This window comes from Thauera sp. WH-1, from assembly GCF_047806685.1.
Lineage (GTDB): Bacteria > Pseudomonadota > Gammaproteobacteria > Burkholderiales > Rhodocyclaceae > Thauera.
In genome coordinates this window covers 12,605-27,070 of record NZ_JBLQGP010000010.1, presented here as the reverse complement: position 1 = coordinate 27,070, position 14,466 = coordinate 12,605, and the positions used below count along the sequence as shown (strand labels likewise).

The 14,466-nt window shown below is 70.4% G+C and carries 12 protein-coding genes; 8 read left to right on the top strand and 4 right to left on the bottom strand.

Annotated elements, in window-relative coordinates:
- Positions 1-11 precede the first annotated feature (11 nt).
- From ACMV5O_RS11290 to ACMV5O_RS11275, 4 genes are all read left to right on the top strand, one after another.
- Positions 12-1,469, top strand: a complete 1,458-nt coding sequence (locus ACMV5O_RS11290; RefSeq protein WP_416163565.1) for a TrkH family potassium uptake protein — start codon at positions 12-14, stop codon at positions 1,467-1,469.
- 87 nt (positions 1,470-1,556) lie between these two features.
- Complete coding sequence (gene hemE, locus ACMV5O_RS11285; protein WP_416163564.1) at positions 1,557-2,627, top strand: uroporphyrinogen decarboxylase; 1,071 nt, start codon at positions 1,557-1,559, stop codon at positions 2,625-2,627.
- A gap of 394 nt (positions 2,628-3,021) precedes the next feature.
- Positions 3,022-5,196 (top strand): primosomal protein N', encoded by a 2,175-nt coding sequence (locus ACMV5O_RS11280; RefSeq protein WP_416163563.1) that lies wholly within the window; start codon positions 3,022-3,024, stop codon positions 5,194-5,196.
- A gap of 162 nt (positions 5,197-5,358) precedes the next feature.
- Complete coding sequence (locus tag ACMV5O_RS11275) at positions 5,359-8,355, top strand: HD domain-containing phosphohydrolase (protein ID WP_416163562.1); 2,997 nt, start codon at positions 5,359-5,361, stop codon at positions 8,353-8,355.
- 21 nt (positions 8,356-8,376) lie between these two features.
- On the opposite strand, the gene can is transcribed toward ACMV5O_RS11275, so the two are convergent.
- Positions 8,377-9,024, bottom strand: coding sequence for a carbonate dehydratase (can, locus tag ACMV5O_RS11270; protein WP_416163561.1), 648 nt, complete (start codon positions 9,022-9,024; stop codon positions 8,377-8,379).
- Between the two features lie 198 nt (positions 9,025-9,222).
- Between can and ACMV5O_RS11265 the strand changes: the two genes are divergently transcribed.
- From ACMV5O_RS11265 to ACMV5O_RS11250, 4 genes are read left to right on the top strand one after another with little or no spacing between them, the layout of a single operon-like run.
- The gene (locus ACMV5O_RS11265; RefSeq protein ID WP_416163560.1) at positions 9,223-10,197 is read left to right on the top strand and encodes a YcjF family protein; all 975 of its coding nucleotides are present in this window, start codon (positions 9,223-9,225) and stop codon (positions 10,195-10,197) included.
- Positions 10,194-10,556, top strand: a complete 363-nt coding sequence (locus ACMV5O_RS11260; RefSeq protein WP_416163559.1) for a PepSY domain-containing protein — start codon at positions 10,194-10,196, stop codon at positions 10,554-10,556. The genes ACMV5O_RS11265 and ACMV5O_RS11260 overlap by 4 nt, the downstream gene beginning before the upstream one ends.
- Positions 10,556-11,218 (top strand): response regulator transcription factor, encoded by a 663-nt coding sequence (locus ACMV5O_RS11255; protein WP_416163558.1) that lies wholly within the window; start codon positions 10,556-10,558, stop codon positions 11,216-11,218. Before ACMV5O_RS11260 ends, ACMV5O_RS11255 begins: the two co-directional genes overlap by 1 nt.
- The gene (locus ACMV5O_RS11250; protein WP_416163557.1) at positions 11,206-12,621 is read left to right on the top strand and encodes a sensor histidine kinase; all 1,416 of its coding nucleotides are present in this window, start codon (positions 11,206-11,208) and stop codon (positions 12,619-12,621) included. The genes ACMV5O_RS11255 and ACMV5O_RS11250 overlap by 13 nt, the downstream gene beginning before the upstream one ends.
- Before the next feature lie 19 nt (positions 12,622-12,640).
- Here the strand turns inward: ACMV5O_RS11250 and ACMV5O_RS11245 are convergent, their stop codons facing one another.
- From ACMV5O_RS11245 to ACMV5O_RS11235, 3 genes are read right to left on the bottom strand one after another with little or no spacing between them, the layout of a single operon-like run.
- On the bottom strand, positions 12,641-13,357 hold the full coding sequence (locus ACMV5O_RS11245) for a uracil-DNA glycosylase family protein (RefSeq protein ID WP_416163556.1): 717 nt from the start codon (positions 13,355-13,357) through the stop codon (positions 12,641-12,643).
- Positions 13,354-13,695: an AzlD domain-containing protein gene (locus tag ACMV5O_RS11240; RefSeq protein ID WP_416163555.1), complete on the bottom strand. Its 342-nt coding sequence runs from the start codon at positions 13,693-13,695 to the stop codon at positions 13,354-13,356. The genes ACMV5O_RS11245 and ACMV5O_RS11240 overlap by 4 nt, the downstream gene beginning before the upstream one ends.
- Positions 13,692-14,459, bottom strand: a complete 768-nt coding sequence (locus ACMV5O_RS11235; RefSeq protein WP_416163554.1) for an AzlC family ABC transporter permease — start codon at positions 14,457-14,459, stop codon at positions 13,692-13,694. The genes ACMV5O_RS11240 and ACMV5O_RS11235 overlap by 4 nt, the downstream gene beginning before the upstream one ends.
- Positions 14,460-14,466 lie beyond the last annotated feature (7 nt).

The following is a 14,466-nucleotide window of genomic DNA, read 5'->3' as shown; positions in this document are numbered from 1 at the left end:
GGATCCTCCCCATGCGTGCTTACCATCCCACGCTGAACGCGCTCGGCCTGATCATCATGATCTTCGGCCTCCTGATGGGATGCCCGTTGACCGTCTCGGTGGTGCTCGACGACGGTGCGACCCTGGCCTACGACCAGGCCATCTTCGTCACCTTCATCGCCGGCCTGCTGCTGTGGGCCGCCACCCGCGCCAATCGACGCGACCTGCGCGTGCACGACGGCTTCCTGCTGGTGGCCTCGACCTGGGTCGTGCTGCCGCTGTTCGGCGCCCTGCCCCTGCTCGCCTACATCCCCGAGCTGCGCTTCACCGACGCCTACTTCGAAGCCGTCTCCGGCCTCACGGCGACCGGCGCCACCGTGCTCAGCGGGCTCGACGACCTGCCCGTGTCGATCAACCTGTGGCGCACCTTCATGCACTGGATCGGCGGCATGGGCGTGATCGTGCTGGTGGTGGCGATCTTGCCCCTGCTCGGCATCGGCGGGCGCCAGCTGTACAAGGCCGAGGTGCCGACGCCGATGAAGGACTCCAGTCTCACGCCGCGCATTGCCGAGACCGCGAAAGGCCTGTGGGTGACCTACGTGCTGCTCACCATCGCCTGCGGCCTGTCACTGTGGTGGGCCGGCCTGGAGGGCTGGGATGCGGTGATCCACGCCTTCACCATCGCCGGCCTCGGTGGCTTTTCGAACAAGGATGCCTCGCTCGGCCACTTTGCCAATCTCAACGTCGAGATCGTCACCATTGTCTTTGCCCTGCTCGCCGGCCTGAATTACGCCACGCATTACTTGGCGCTCGTGCGCCGCTCGTACCGCCCCTATCTGCGCGACCCCGAGATCCCCTTCTACTTCGCCGTGCTGGCGGTGAGCACGCTGCTGCTGACGGGCTACCTGATGCAATTCGAGGCGCATGCCGACCTCGGGACGACGCTGCGCTATGTCGCCTTCCATGTGGTGTCGATCTCGACCTCGCTCGGGCTGTCGACCCACGACTACACGCTGTGGCCGATGTTCGCGCAGATCTGGATCCTGTTCCTGGGCAGCTTCATTGCCTGCTCGGGTTCGACCGGGGGCGGCATCAAGATGATGCGCGCGATGATCCTGTACAAGCAGGTGTTCCGCGAGATCGTGCGCAGCCTCCACCCGCATGCGGTGCGTCCGGTGCGCCTCGGGCGCAAGCCGGTGCCGGAGACCATCCTGCATGCGGTGCTGGGCTTCAGCTTCATGTACATGGTGTCGATCGTGAGCCTGACGCTGATCCTGTCGGCCAGCGGCCTGGAGTTGGTCACCGCGTTCTCGGCGGTTGTCGCCTGCCTCAACAATACCGGCCCCGGGCTCGGTCTGGTTGGCCCGGCCTCCAATTACCAGGGGCTCGAGGACATCCACAAGTGGGTGTTGTCGTTCACGATGATTCTCGGCCGCCTCGAGATCTTCACCTTCCTCGTCGTGCTCACGCCCACCTTCTGGCGGCGCTGAGGCCCCTTGATCGCCGACAACCCCCTTGTGGCGCGGGACAGGCGATAATCACGCCTTGACCCTGATTGCCCGCCAAGAGGACTCGACGTGAGCCGACTCAAGAACGACACTTTCCTGCGCGCCCTGCTGCGCCAGCCGACCGACTACACCCCCCTGTGGCTGATGCGCCAGGCTGGCCGCTACCTGCCCGAGTATTGCGAGACCCGTCGACGTGCCGGCAACTTCCTGAACCTGTGCAAGAGCCCGGCGATGGCCTGCGAAGTCACGCTGCAGCCGCTGGCGCGCTACGACCTCGACGCCGCGATCCTGTTCTCCGACATCCTCACCGTGCCCGACGCCATGGGCCTGGGCCTGTACTTTGCCGAGGGCGAGGGGCCGCGCTTCGAGCGCCCGCTCAAGGACGAGTGGGAGATCCGCAACCTGAGCGCGCCCGACCCGCATGCCGAGCTGCAGTACGTGATGGATGCGGTGAGCGAGATCCGTCGCGCGCTCGACGGCAGCGTGCCGCTGATCGGCTTTTCCGGCAGTCCGTGGACGCTGGCCTGCTACATGGTCGAGGGCGGCTCGTCCGACGACTACCGCAAGGTCAAGAGCCTGGCCTACAGCCGCCCCGACCTCATGCACCACATCCTCGAGGTCACCGCGCAGGCGGTGGTGAAATACCTCAACGCGCAGATCGAGGCTGGCGCGCAGGCGGTGATGGTGTTCGACTCCTGGGGCGGCGTGCTGTCCGAGGCCGCCTACCGCGAGTTCTCGCTGCACTACCTCGAGCAGGTGATCGCCGGCCTGATCCGCGAGCGTAACGGCCAGCGCGTGCCCAACATCGTGTTCACCAAGGGCGGTGGCCTGTGGCTCGAGTCGATCGCGGCCATCGGCAGCGATGCGGTCGGTCTCGACTGGACGATGGACATCGGCCGGGCGCGCCGCCTGGTTGGCGACAAGGTGGCCCTGCAGGGCAACCTCGATCCGAATGTGCTGTTCGCCCCGCCCGAGGTGATCGCCGCCGAGACCCGGCGTGTGCTCGACGCCTTCGGCAACCATCCGGGCCATGTCTTCAACCTCGGCCACGGTATCTCGCAGTACACCCCGCCCGAGAGCGTCACCGTGCTGGTGGATACGGTGCACGAGCACAGCCGCAAGCTGCGCGCGCAAGGCTGAGCGAGTAAACCCTGAGGCGGCCGACTGCCGGGCGGCCGCTGCGGTCTGTCAAGCCAAAAATTGCCTCATCGGGGCTTGACTTATGCACAAGCGGCCGTTCCACGGTCCCGATTGCCCAGGACGGGGCGGCTTATGCATCAAATACTATAAGTTATTGAAAATAAAAAGAATATATTTTGCGCAATGTTAAGGCAATGTGACTAAAAGCCTGATTCTGCGCCGCTTTGAGGGCGATTCACCCAGCTTGCCCACAAACTTATCCACAGGTTTTGTGGACAAGCTGACAGCCGCATTTCAGTCCAGAGGCTTGGCGCCGATTTTCTCGGGCCAATCTCAGCAGAACCCGCCAAGTCTCTGACTTTTCGGCACTTCCTCGCCACCTACCCATTTCCGTATGGCCATCGTCCGCGTCGCCCTGCCCATCCCCTTGCCGCAAGTGTTTGATTACGCGGCGGCAGATGCGTCCGAGGCGGACATCGGCCGCTGCGTGAAGGTGCCCTTCGGGCGCGGCGAGCGCACCGGCTTGATCGTCGCCCTGGCCGAGGCCGCGGAGGTCGACGCGACGCGTGTGAAGACCGTGCATCACATCCAGCGTGCCGTGCCGGCGCTGCCAGCCGACTGGCTGGAGCTCGTCGGCTTCGTCGCACGCTATTACCACGCCCCGATCGGCGAGGTCGTGGCCCTTGCCCTGCCGCCTGGCCTGCGTCGTGCCGACGGGGTCAGCGCCGAGGATGAGGATCCGCTGCTCGCGCTTGCCGCCGCGGGTCGCGAGGCGCTCGCCGCGCCGCGCCGTCCGAGCAAGGCCTTGACGCTGCTGCGGGCGCTCGCGGTCGGGCCCGGGCCATGGCGGCGGGCGGTGGTGCGTGAGATGGCGGGCGGCGAGGCGGTGGGCGAGCTCCTGCGCCGCGGCTGGCTGGCGGTGGTCACCGATGGCGGCGATCCTCATGCCACCGGCGCCCTGCCGGCCCTGACCGCCGAGCAGGCCGCAGCGGTGGACGCCGTCCATCAGGCCGGCCCCGGCTTCCGGACCTGGCTGCTGCATGGCGTCACCGGCAGCGGCAAGACCGAGGTCTATCTGCGCCTGGCCGCAAACATGCTGGCGCAGGGCCGGCAGGTGCTGATGCTGGTGCCCGAGATCGCCCTCACCCCCCAGCTGGAGGCGCGGGTGGCGCAGCGCTTTGCCGCCGCCAACGTCGTCAGCCTGCATTCCGGCCTCGCCGATGGCGCGCGCTCGCGCGGCTTCGTGCAGGCGCTCACCGGTCGCGCCGACATCGTGCTCGGTACGCGGCTGGCGGTGTTCGCGCCCTTGCCGCGACTCGGCCTGATCCTGGTCGACGAGGAGCATGACGCCTCCTACAAGCAGCAGGAGGGGGTGCGCTATTCGGCGCGCGACGTCGCCGTGTGGCGGGCCCGCCAGCGCGACGTGCCGATCGTGCTCGGTTCGGCGACGCCCTCGCTCGAGACCTGGTACCACGCCAGGCGCGAGCACTATGCGCTGCAGACCCTGAGCCAGCGCGCGCTCGCCGCCAGCCTGCCGGTCGTGCGCTGCATCGACACCCGTCGCCTGAAGCTCGACGAGGGCCTCAGCCCCGCGCTGCAGGCCGCGCTCGCGCAGCGTCTGGCGCGCGGCGAGCAGAGCCTGGTGTTCCTCAACCGCCGCGGCTATGCGCCGGTGCTGTCCTGCACCGCCTGTGGCTGGGTCAGCCGCTGTCCGCATTGTTCGGCCAACCTGGTCGTGCACCTCGCCGATCGCCGCCTGCGCTGCCACCATTGCGGCTGCGACGGCCCCATCCCGCCTGCCTGCCCGAGCTGCGGCAACCAGGACATCCAGCCCTTCGGTCGCGGTACGCAGCGCATCGAGGCCCGGCTGGCCGAGCTCTTTCCGCAGGCGCGCGTGCTGCGTGTCGACCGCGACGCGGCACGCACCCGCAAGCAGTGGGAAGCGTTGCTCGACACCATCGCCGCGGGCGAGGCTGACATCCTCGTCGGCACCCAGATGATGGCCAAGGGCCACGACTTCCCCAAGCTGACGCTGGTCGGCGTGATCGCGGCCGACGCGTCCCTGCATGCGGCCGATTTCCGCGCCCCGGAGCGCCTGTTCCAGCAGCTCATGCAGGTCGGTGGCCGCGCCGGGCGCGGTGAGCTGGCGGGCGAGGTGCTGATCCAGACCGAGTATCCCGCCCACCCGCTCTACCAGCATCTGGCCCGCCACGACTTCGACGCCTTCGCCCGCATGGCGCTGCAGGAGCGCCGCAGCGCGGGCTTCCCGCCCTTAACCTACCAGGCCATGTTGCGCGCCGATGCGCCCGCGCTCGATGATGCGGTCGAGTTCCTGCGCCATGCCCGCCGCCTGGCGCAGGAGCGCGCGCCCGAGGGGCTGCGCATCTTCGACCCGGTGCCGATGCGCATGACGCGCCTGGCACGGCGCGAGCGCGCGCAGCTGCTCGTCGAGGCCGACCAGCGCGGCCCGCTGCAGATCTTCCTCGCCGACTGGCTGGCGCTGCTGTACCGCCAGCGGACCGCACGCGAGCTGCGCTGGCAGATCGACGTCGACCCGCTCGAGGTGTGACCGCCCGGCGCGATTCGGCCCGCGCTGCCTGGACAAGGCCCCAGCCTGGGCTACCCATCGTGGGCGCTGATGCGGCATGATGCCGCCCAGGAGGCGCTGCCCGGGCCGTCCGCTTGCGGTGACAGCCGGGGCCCATCGAACGCCGTGAACGGAGAGCCATCCATGCGCCGAGCTTTTCCGCTACACCTGCATGTCGTGGCGCTTGCCCTCGGCCTCATCCTGCTCGTCGGCGGGATGCTGGCCGTCATCGGCCAGCACCTGACGCGCAACATGATGGCCGCCGTGGCCGAGGACCTGTCGCTGCGCATCAACCGCGAGGTGCGCGGCAGCCTGCACCGGCTCGTGCTGCCGGCGGACATGGCGCTCAGGCTGCTGCAGCAGGACGTGCTCGCCCAGGCCGCGACCCTCGAGCAGCGCCTGCAGCGCCTGCCGGCGGTGCGTGCCGTGCTGCAGGGCTCGACGGCCCTGTCGTCGATCTACGTCGGCTATGGCGACGGCCAGTTCTTCTTCACCCGCCGCCTCGGCGGCGACGCGGAGCGGGCACGCTTCGACGCGCCGCCGCAGGCCGCCTACCTGGTGCAGAGCATCGACCGCGACGGCGCCGGGCTGCACGGCCGCTATCTGTTCTTCGACGCCGAGCTCGGCCTCCTCGCCGAGGTGGCGCAGCCGCAGTATCCGGTCGAGTTCGATCCGCGCCGCCGCGACTGGCACCGCGATGCCCCGCGCAGCGGCGAAGTGCTGGTCACGCCGCCCTATCCCTTCTTCTCCGACCACCAGGTCGGCGTCACGCTGGCGCGACGGGTCGTTGGCAGCGAGGTGGTGATCGGTGCCGACATCCGCCTGCATACCCTGGGCGAGGGCCTGGCGCGACAGAAGGTCACGCCGGGCACGCGCCTGGCGCTGGTCGACGCCGCGGGGCGGGTGGTGGCGCAGGATGACCCCGACCTGCCGTCCGCCTTGCTCGACGAGGACGGCGCCCCCAGCCTGCTGAGCCTGGCGGCCTCGGCGCACCCGGCCTTTGCCGGCCAGGATGGCCTCATCGCCGCGGCCCTGGCCGCCCCCGAGCGCTCGATCGTGCGCACCGTCCTTGCCGGCGGCGAGACCTGGCTGGTCAGTGCCGCGGCGCTGCGGGTGGACGATGCCCTCTCGCAGCTCATCGTGATGGCGATCCCCGAGCAGGAACTGATGGCGGCCGCCCACCGTCAGCGCGATGCCGCGCTCGCGGTCACTGCCCTCGTGCTGTGCATCGCGGTGCCGCTGGCGTGGCTGCTGGCGCGCCAGATCGCCAGTCCGCTGCGCGTGCTCGCGGGCGAGGCAGATGCGATTCGGCGCTTCAACTTCGGCCAGGTCGGGGTGACCCGATCCTATATTCGCGAGGTGGCGCTGCTGGGCGACACCATGGACGCCATGCGGCGCACCATCCGTCGCTTTCTCGAACTCAACACGGCGGTGGCCGGCGAGGCGGACTTCGACCGTCTGCTGCCGCGCCTGCTGGGCGAGACCCTGTCGGTCACCCAGGCCCTGGGCGGCGTGCTCTACCTCGCCAGCGACGGTCACCTGGCGCCGGTGGCGACGCTCGATGGCGAGGGCCGGCCGCTGCCCGATACCGCGCCGTGGGCCGCAACCGACGCCGAGGCCGGGCAGTGGCAGCGCGCGCCTGTCCCCGGTCAGCAGGCCCATGCGGCGCGTCCGCTCGACGCGCTGGGGCCGTTGCTGGGCGCCGCGCTCGCCGCTGGAGACGTGCGCACGGCGGCGCTGACCGAGGCCGACCTTGCCGCGCTCGGCCTGCAGGTGCAGGCCGGCGCGCTCGGGGCATCGCACGCCATCGGCGTGCCCTTGCTCAACCGTCAGGATGAACTCGTCGGCGCGATGCTGCTGCTGCTCGATGCGCCGGCCGATGCGGACCGCCTGGCCTTCGTCGGCGCGCTGTCCGGCTCGGCGGCGGTGACGCTCGAGGCGCGCGCGCTGATCGCGGCGCAGAAGACCTTGTTCGAGGCCTTGATACGCATGATCGCCGGCGCCATCGATGCCAAGAGCGAGCACACCGGCGGCCATTGCGCGCGCGTTCCGGAGCTCGCCCGCCTGCTCGCCCAGGCCGCCTGCGAGGCGAAAAGCGGGCCCTTCGCCGACTTCACGCTCGACGACGACGGCTGGGAGACCCTGCGCGTCGCCGCCTGGATGCATGACTGCGGCAAGATCACCACGCCCGAGTACGTCGTCGACAAGGCGACCAAGCTGCAGGCCTTGTACGACCGCATCCACGAGGTGCGGATGCGCTTCGAGGTCCTCAAGCGCGAGACCGAGCTGCGCTGCCTGCAGGACATCCTGGACGGGGCCGAGGCGAGTGCGCGCGAGCAGGTGCGCGATGCCGAGCTTGCCGCGCTGGACGAGGATTTCGCCTTCATCGCGCGCTGCAACCAGGGCAGCGAGTCGATGGCCGAGGCCGACGTCGAGCGCCTGCAGCGCATCGCCGCACGGACCTGGACGCGTACCCTGGACGACCGCATCGGCCTGTCGCACGAGGAAGCGGCACGCAAGGCCAGCGTCCCGGCGCCCGCGCTGCCGCACCCCGAGCCCGTGCTGGCCGATCGCCCCGAACACCGCTTCCCGCGCCGCGCCGAGGACTGCTTCGACGCCGACAACCCGTGGGGCTTCCGCATGAAGGTGCCGCGCTGGAAGCAGGACCTCGGCGAGCTGCACAACCTTGGCGTGCGCTACGGCACGCTGACCGACGAAGAGCGCTACCTGATTAACGCCCACATCATCCAGACCGAGATCATGCTGCGCCAGCTACCCTTTCCGCGCCATCTGGTCACGGTGCCCGAAGTGGCCGCCTCCCACCACGAGAAGATGGACGGCAGCGGCTATCCCAAGGGCCTGACTGCCGATCAGATGAGCCCGCTGGCACGCATGATGGCGATCGCCGACATCTTCGAGGCGCTGACCGCGCGCGACCGCCCCTACAAACGCGGCAAGACCCTGTCCGAATCGCTCGCCATCATGGCGCGCATGGCGCGCGAGGGCCATGTCGATCCGGATCTGTTCGCCCTGTTCGTGCGCTCCGAAGCCTACCTCGCCTATGCGCAGCGCTTCATGGAGCCGACCCAGATCGACGCGGTCGACGCGGACGCGCTGCTTGCCGGCAACCCGGCCGGCTGAGGACGCCGGCGCCCGGCAGGATCAGCCGATGCGGTCGGCGGCGTCGCGGTACAGGTCCATCGCTTCCTCGCGGCTGCCGGCGCTGACGCCCAGGTCGCGCACCAGGCCGTCGTGCAGGCTGTAGCACCAGCCATGCACGGTGACGTGCTGCCCGCGCTGCCAGGCCTCGCGCAGGATCGAGGTCTGGCACACATTGACCACCTGATGCATGGCGTTGAGCTCGCACAGGCGGTCCAGCCGTGCGCTGGCGTCCTCGAGGCGGTCGAGGCGTTCGAGGTGACGGTCGCGCACGTCCTGGATGTGACGCAGCCAGTTGTCGGTGAGGCCGGTGCGATTGTCGTTGAGCGCCGCCTTCACGCCGCCGCAGCCGTAGTGGCCGACCACCAGGATGTGCTTGACGCGCAGGAACTCGACCGCGTAGTGGATCACCGACAGCGCGTTGAGGTCGGTGTGCACGACCACGTTGGCGATGTTGCGATGGACGAAGATCTCGCCCGGCGCCAGGCCGACGATCTGGTTCGCCGGCACCCGGCTGTCCGAGCAGCCGATCCACAGATATTGCGGCGACTGCTGGTTGACGAGGCGGGCGAAGAACTCGGGGTCCTCGGCGTGCATGCGCTCTGACCAGTTCTTGTTGTTGGTGAAGAGGTGCTCGATCGACTGGGACATGGTGGGCTTGGCTGCGCGGGGCTTGAACTCAGGGGCGCCAATTATGAACAGTCGTCTCTGCCCTTGCCAGCGCGGTCGCGGGCGCTGCGTTCATGTCGCGTTCAGCCCTTTCGTGGAAGAATCGCATTGCATCCGGCGCACGGCTGCCCGCTGCGCCACCAATCCGCCACTGACCGCATTGCCTGCAGAGAGACCCGCATGAGCCCCGAACAGCAACAAGCCATCCTCGCCATCGGCCTACTTGCCGCCTTCGCCGACGGCGCCCACGATGCGCGCGAGCGCGAACAGATCCGTCAGCTGGCCGAGTCGCTCGTCGGCGATGCCGGCGCTGCCGGTCTCGCCGGCCTGTACCAGCAGGTGCTGCTCAAGCGCTTGCGGCTGCAGGACGCGGTCGCGCCGCTGACCGATCCGGCCCACCGCCAGCTCGCCTATGAGATGGCGGTGTGCGTCTGCGATGCGGACGGCCACCTGAGCGCTGCGGAGCGGGACTTCCTCGACACGCTGGCGTCCGCCCTCGGCCTGGGCGCCGCGCTCACCGCGCCGATCGAAGAGCAGGCCGGGGAGATGGCCGAACTCGCCGAGACCGCCGCGCCGGCCAGCGTCGCCAGCCTCCCCCCGGCGCCCCTCGAACCGCCGCCGGCGCCCGCGGCGCCGCCCGCCGATGCCGAAACCGAGCGCCGCATCCTCAACCAGGCCATCCTGTGCGGCGCGCTCGAGCTGCTGCCGCAGTCGTGGGCATCGATGGCGATCATTCCGCTGCAGATCCGTCTCGTGTACACGATCGGCAAGGCGCATGGCTACGAGCTCGATCAGGGCCATATCCGCGAGCTGCTGGCCACCGTCGGTGTCGGCATGGGCTCGCAATACCTCGAGCAGTTCGGCCGCAAGCTGATCGGAGGCCTACTCGGCAAGATCGGCGGCGGCCTCGGCCGCGGCGTCGGTCGCGCCGCCACCGGCATGGCGTTCTCGTTCGCCACCACCTATGCGCTCGGCCAGGTCGCGCGGCGCTACTACGGCGGCGGTCGACAGATGAGCACCGCCTTGCTCAAGGACAGCTATGCCGAACTGCTCGGACGCGCCAAGGGCATGCAGAGCCAGTACCTGCCTCAGATCGAGGACAGGGCGCGCACGCTCGACATGCAGCAGGTGATCGGGATGGTGCGCGGATCATGACCGCTCTGGAGCTCGGGCGCCGCTGGAGGGGGGGGCTGTGCCTGCTGGCCGCGGTCCTCGCCCTGGGCCTCTCGGGCGCGGCGCCGGCAGGCGATCGCGGCGACCATGAGCGCGCGCGCCAGGCGCTCGAGTCGGGCGAGATCCTGCCGCTGCGAACGGTGCTCGAGCGCGTCGAGCGCGATTTTCCGGGGCAGCTGGTCGAGGTCGAGCTCGAGCGTGACGACGGCCAGTGGCTGTACGAGATCAAGCTCATCCGCAGCGGTGGCGAGATCCTGAAGCTCGAGGTCGACGCCCGCGACGGCACGCTGCTCGGCCTGGAAGGACGGGTCGGCAAGGATGGCAGAAAGGAGCGCGACTGATGCGCATCCTGGTCGTCGAGGACGAGCCCGCGCTGGCGGTGCAGCTCGATCAGGCACTCGCCGCCGCCGGCTATGCGGTCGATCTGGCCGACAATGGCCGCGACGCCTGCCATCTGGGCGAGCAGGAACCCTTCGATGCGGTGGTGCTCGACATCGGCCTGCCGCTGATGGATGGCATCAGCGTGCTCAAGCGCTGGCGTGCGGCCGGACGCTCGATGCCGGTGCTGATCCTGACCGCTCGCGGGGAGTGGCATGAGAAGGTCGCCGGCATCGATGCCGGCGCCGACGACTACCTGACCAAGCCCTTCCACATGGAGGAGCTGCTCGCGCGCCTGCGTGCGCTGATCCGGCGCGCCGCCGGCCAGGCCAGCGCCGAGCTGCGCTGCGGCCCGCTGGTGCTCGACACCCGCGGCGGCCGGGCGATGGCGGACGGCCAGGCGCTGGCCCTCACCAGCCACGAGTTGCGCGTGCTGTCCTATCTGATGCATCACGCGGGCGAGGTGGTGTCGCGCAGCACGCTGACCGAGCACATCTACGCTCAGGACTACGACCGCGACTCCAACACCATCGAGGTTTTCGTCGCCCGCCTGCGCAAGAAGCTGCCGCCCGGCCTGATCGAGACGGTGCGCGGCCTGGGGTACCGGCTGTCGTGCCCGGACTGAAGCCCCGTGCCGACGATCGCGCCGTCGCGCCCGCCGGCGCAGGAGGGTCGCTGCGCCGGCGCCTGCTGCTCGGCACCCTGGCCTGGATCCTGGCCTCGCTGCTGATCGCTGGCTGGGGCCTGGGCCGGCTGTTCCAGCAGCACGTCGAACGCCAGCTCGATGCCGAGCTCGGCATCCACCTCAACCAGCTTGCCGCCGCGCTGGCGCTCGATGCCGATGGCCGGCCGCTGTACACGCCGGCGCTCAGCGATCCGCGCTTCGCCCGGCCCTATTCCGGCCTGTACTGGCAGATCGACCGCCTCGCCGCGCCCGGCGAACTCGCTGCCCAGCCCGCGCTGCTGCGCTCGCGTTCGCTGTGGGACGCCGTGCTGAGCGTGCCCGTCGATGCGCTCGCCGACGGCGAGCTCCATGTGCACCGCGTCGAGGGCCCGGACGGCCAGGCGCTGCGCATGATCGAGCGCGTACTGCGCCCGGCCGAACGTCCCGAACAGGCCTTGCGCCTGATCCTCGCCGCCAACGAAGCCCTGGTCGACGCGCCGGTGGCACGCCTGCACGGCGTGCTGGTGCTGGCGCTCGGCGTGCTTGCCGCCGGGCTGGCGAGCGCGGCGGTGGTGCAGCTGCGCCTCGGGCTGGCGCCGCTCGCCCGCCTGCGCGACGCCCTGGCGGCGGTTCATCACGGGCGGCGCAGCGCCATCGAGGGCCGCTTCCCGTCCGAGATCCAGCCCCTGGTCGACGAGTTCAACGCCGTGCTGGCGCGCAATGCCGAAGTCGTCGAGCGCGCCCGCACCCAGGCCGGCAACCTCGCCCATGCGCTGAAGACGCCGTTGAGCGTGCTCGCCAACGCCGCGGCGCGTGACGACGGGGCGCTGGCGAAGCTGGTCACCGAGCAGGTCGGGCTGGCGCGCACCCAGGTCGACTACCACCTCGCGCGTGCGCGCGCCGCCGCCGCGGCCGGCCTGCCGGGCCAGCGCACGCCGCTGCGGCCGGTGCTGGAGGGCCTGCTGCGGCTGATGGACAAGGTCCACGCCGAGCGCGGGCTGCAGCTTCGCATCGTCGACTGCGCACCGACGCTCGCCTTCCGCGGCGAGGTCCAGGACCTGCAGGAGCTGCTCGGCAACCTGCTCGACAACGCCTGCAAGTGGGCCGCGACCACGGTCGAGCTGCGCTGCCAGCAGGCCGGCGAGCAACTGTGCGTGCTCATCGACGACGACGGCCGCGGTCTGCCGGAAACGGCACGCGAGGCCGTCTTCGCGCGCGGCGCCCGCGCCGACGAGCGCGCCCCGGGCTCCGGGCTCGGCCTGGCGATCGTGCGTGAGCTGGCCGAGCTCTACGGCGGCAGCGTTGCCCTCGAAGCCTCGCCGCTGGGCGGCGTGCGCGCCGCGCTGCGCCTACCCGCCGGTTGAGCGTGGCGCCATGCGGCGCTCACCAGATACCGATCGCCTCGAGCTGGCGTGTCGCCGCCTCGGCCCAGCCACGGTTGGCGGCGGGGCTGGCCGGGCTGGGGTGCAGGATGCGGCCGAACCTCAGCCCGGCAGTCCCGGCCAGGGCCTCGCTGGCGCGCTTCTCTGCCCAGTTGCCGATGCCGATCACCCATTCGGGTTGCAGGGCCCCGACCAGGCTGCGCAGGTGGGCGTCACAGGCCTCGAGCAGGGGCCGCTGCTCGGCGACCGGCAGCTTGTCGGGGGTCAGGTTACGACCGCCCTCGAAGAAGGCGAGCGGGCAGTAGTTGGCGACGAAGTGGTCGGCGAAGAAGGCTTCCGGGGTGCCGAAGCGGGCGCGGAACAGGCCCCACAGGCGCTGACCGCTGACCTCGGCGCGGGCGCAGGCGAAGCCTTCCACCGGGCGCTTGGGGTTGCTCTCGCGCGGCTGGCCGACCGGGCCTTCCAGCCCGAGCCAGTCGCGTGCGCTGGCGATCTCGCCGAAGGGCACGCCGATCTGCGCCATGCCGAAGGGGCCAGGGTTCATGCCGACGAAGACGACGCGCTTGCGCCCGGCGCCGAAGCGCTCGAGGTAGCGCAGGTGCACCGCCCAGGCGTAGTCGAGCGGGTTGTAGACATGGGTGACGGGCGGGGCGAAGCGCATCGCGTCCACCTGCGTGGACAGGGTGCGCGCGGCGTCGATCAGGGTCTGGGTGGTCATGGCGCAAGCACGAGGCTGAACACGAACTTGATGAGGTAGAGCGCGGCCATGCCGGCGCCGATGGTGGCGAGCACATTGCGCGTGCGCCAGGCCACCAGCACCGCGATCAGCGCCGCCCACGGGCGGGGGCTGGCGACGGCGAGCACGACCTCGCCGCCGGCCACGAACAGCGCGCTCGCGGTCAGCGCGGCAAAGCTCGCCGGCGCGATGTGGCGGCACAGCGCGTGCAGCCAGCCGGGCAGGCTGCGGCTGGCGAAGAGGCCGATCATGGCGTAACGGTAGAGGTAGGTCAGGGCGCCGACCACGACCAGCAGCAGGAGCAGGGTGGTCGTGCTCATCGCACCCGCTCCAGCCGGCGCACGGTCCACGCGCCCGCGAGCAGGCCGAGCACGATCGCCGCCACCAGGCCGAGCTTGTAGGGCAGGGCGGCGAACACCAGCGCGCCGACGGCGGCAACGAGCGCAGCGGCCTGGCCGGCGTGCTCGCGCAGCAGCAGGGTCAGCAGCGCGATGAAGGTCAGCGGCACGGCGAAATCGAGCTCCCACTCGGCCGGGATGGTGGCGCCGAACAGCAGGCCGGCCGCGGTGGACAGCTGCCAGCCTGCCCACAGCGTGAAGCCGGCGCCGAGGAAGTACCAGTGGCGATGGTCGGGCGCTTCTGCGGCCTCGGTGGCGCCGGAGTCGGTCGGTGGTGCGCTGCCGGCTTCGGCCTCGTGGCGGCGCTGGTAGCGCAGCACCGCCACCGCGTAGGCCTCGTCGGTCAGCACATAGGCCAGCAGCAGGCGCCAGCGCCGCGGCAGGTGGCGCACGTAGGCCGCCATCGACGCGCTGTAGAGCACATGGCGCAGATTGAGCAGGCCGGAGGTAAGCGCGATCGGCATGAAGCCCGCGCCGGCGGCCAGCATCTGCACGATGACCAGTTGCGCGGCGCCGGCGAAGACCACCGCCGAGGCCAGCTGCGCGATCCAGGCCGGCACGCCGGCGGCGAGCGCGGCGATGCCGTAGATCATGCCGAAGGGCGCCACGCCCAGCAGCAGCGGCGATTCGTCACGACAGCCGGCGAGGAACTCGCCGCGACGGGAGGGGAGGCGTACGGACGTCACGGCGGCT

Excerpts from the sequence above, each read along its gene's own strand:
- ACMV5O_RS11280 (WP_416163563.1), top strand. The coding sequence starts at position 3,022 with ATGGCCATCGTCCGCGTCGCCCTGCCCATCCCCTTGCCGCAAGTGTTT.
- ACMV5O_RS11275 (WP_416163562.1), top strand. The coding sequence starts at position 5,359 with ATGCGCCGAGCTTTTCCGCTACACCTGCATGTCGTGGCGCTTGCCCTC.
- ACMV5O_RS11290 (WP_416163565.1), top strand. The coding sequence starts at position 12 with ATGCGTGCTTACCATCCCACGCTGAACGCGCTCGGCCTGATCATCATG.
- ACMV5O_RS11260 (WP_416163559.1), top strand. The coding sequence starts at position 10,194 with ATGACCGCTCTGGAGCTCGGGCGCCGCTGGAGGGGGGGGCTGTGCCTG.
- ACMV5O_RS11240 (WP_416163555.1), bottom strand. The coding sequence starts at position 13,695 with ATGAGCACGACCACCCTGCTCCTGCTGCTGGTCGTGGTCGGCGCCCTG.
- can (WP_416163561.1), bottom strand. The coding sequence starts at position 9,024 with ATGTCCCAGTCGATCGAGCACCTCTTCACCAACAACAAGAACTGGTCA.
- ACMV5O_RS11265 (WP_416163560.1), top strand. The coding sequence starts at position 9,223 with ATGAGCCCCGAACAGCAACAAGCCATCCTCGCCATCGGCCTACTTGCC.
- ACMV5O_RS11255 (WP_416163558.1), top strand. The coding sequence starts at position 10,556 with ATGCGCATCCTGGTCGTCGAGGACGAGCCCGCGCTGGCGGTGCAGCTC.
- ACMV5O_RS11245 (WP_416163556.1), bottom strand. The coding sequence starts at position 13,357 with ATGACCACCCAGACCCTGATCGACGCCGCGCGCACCCTGTCCACGCAG.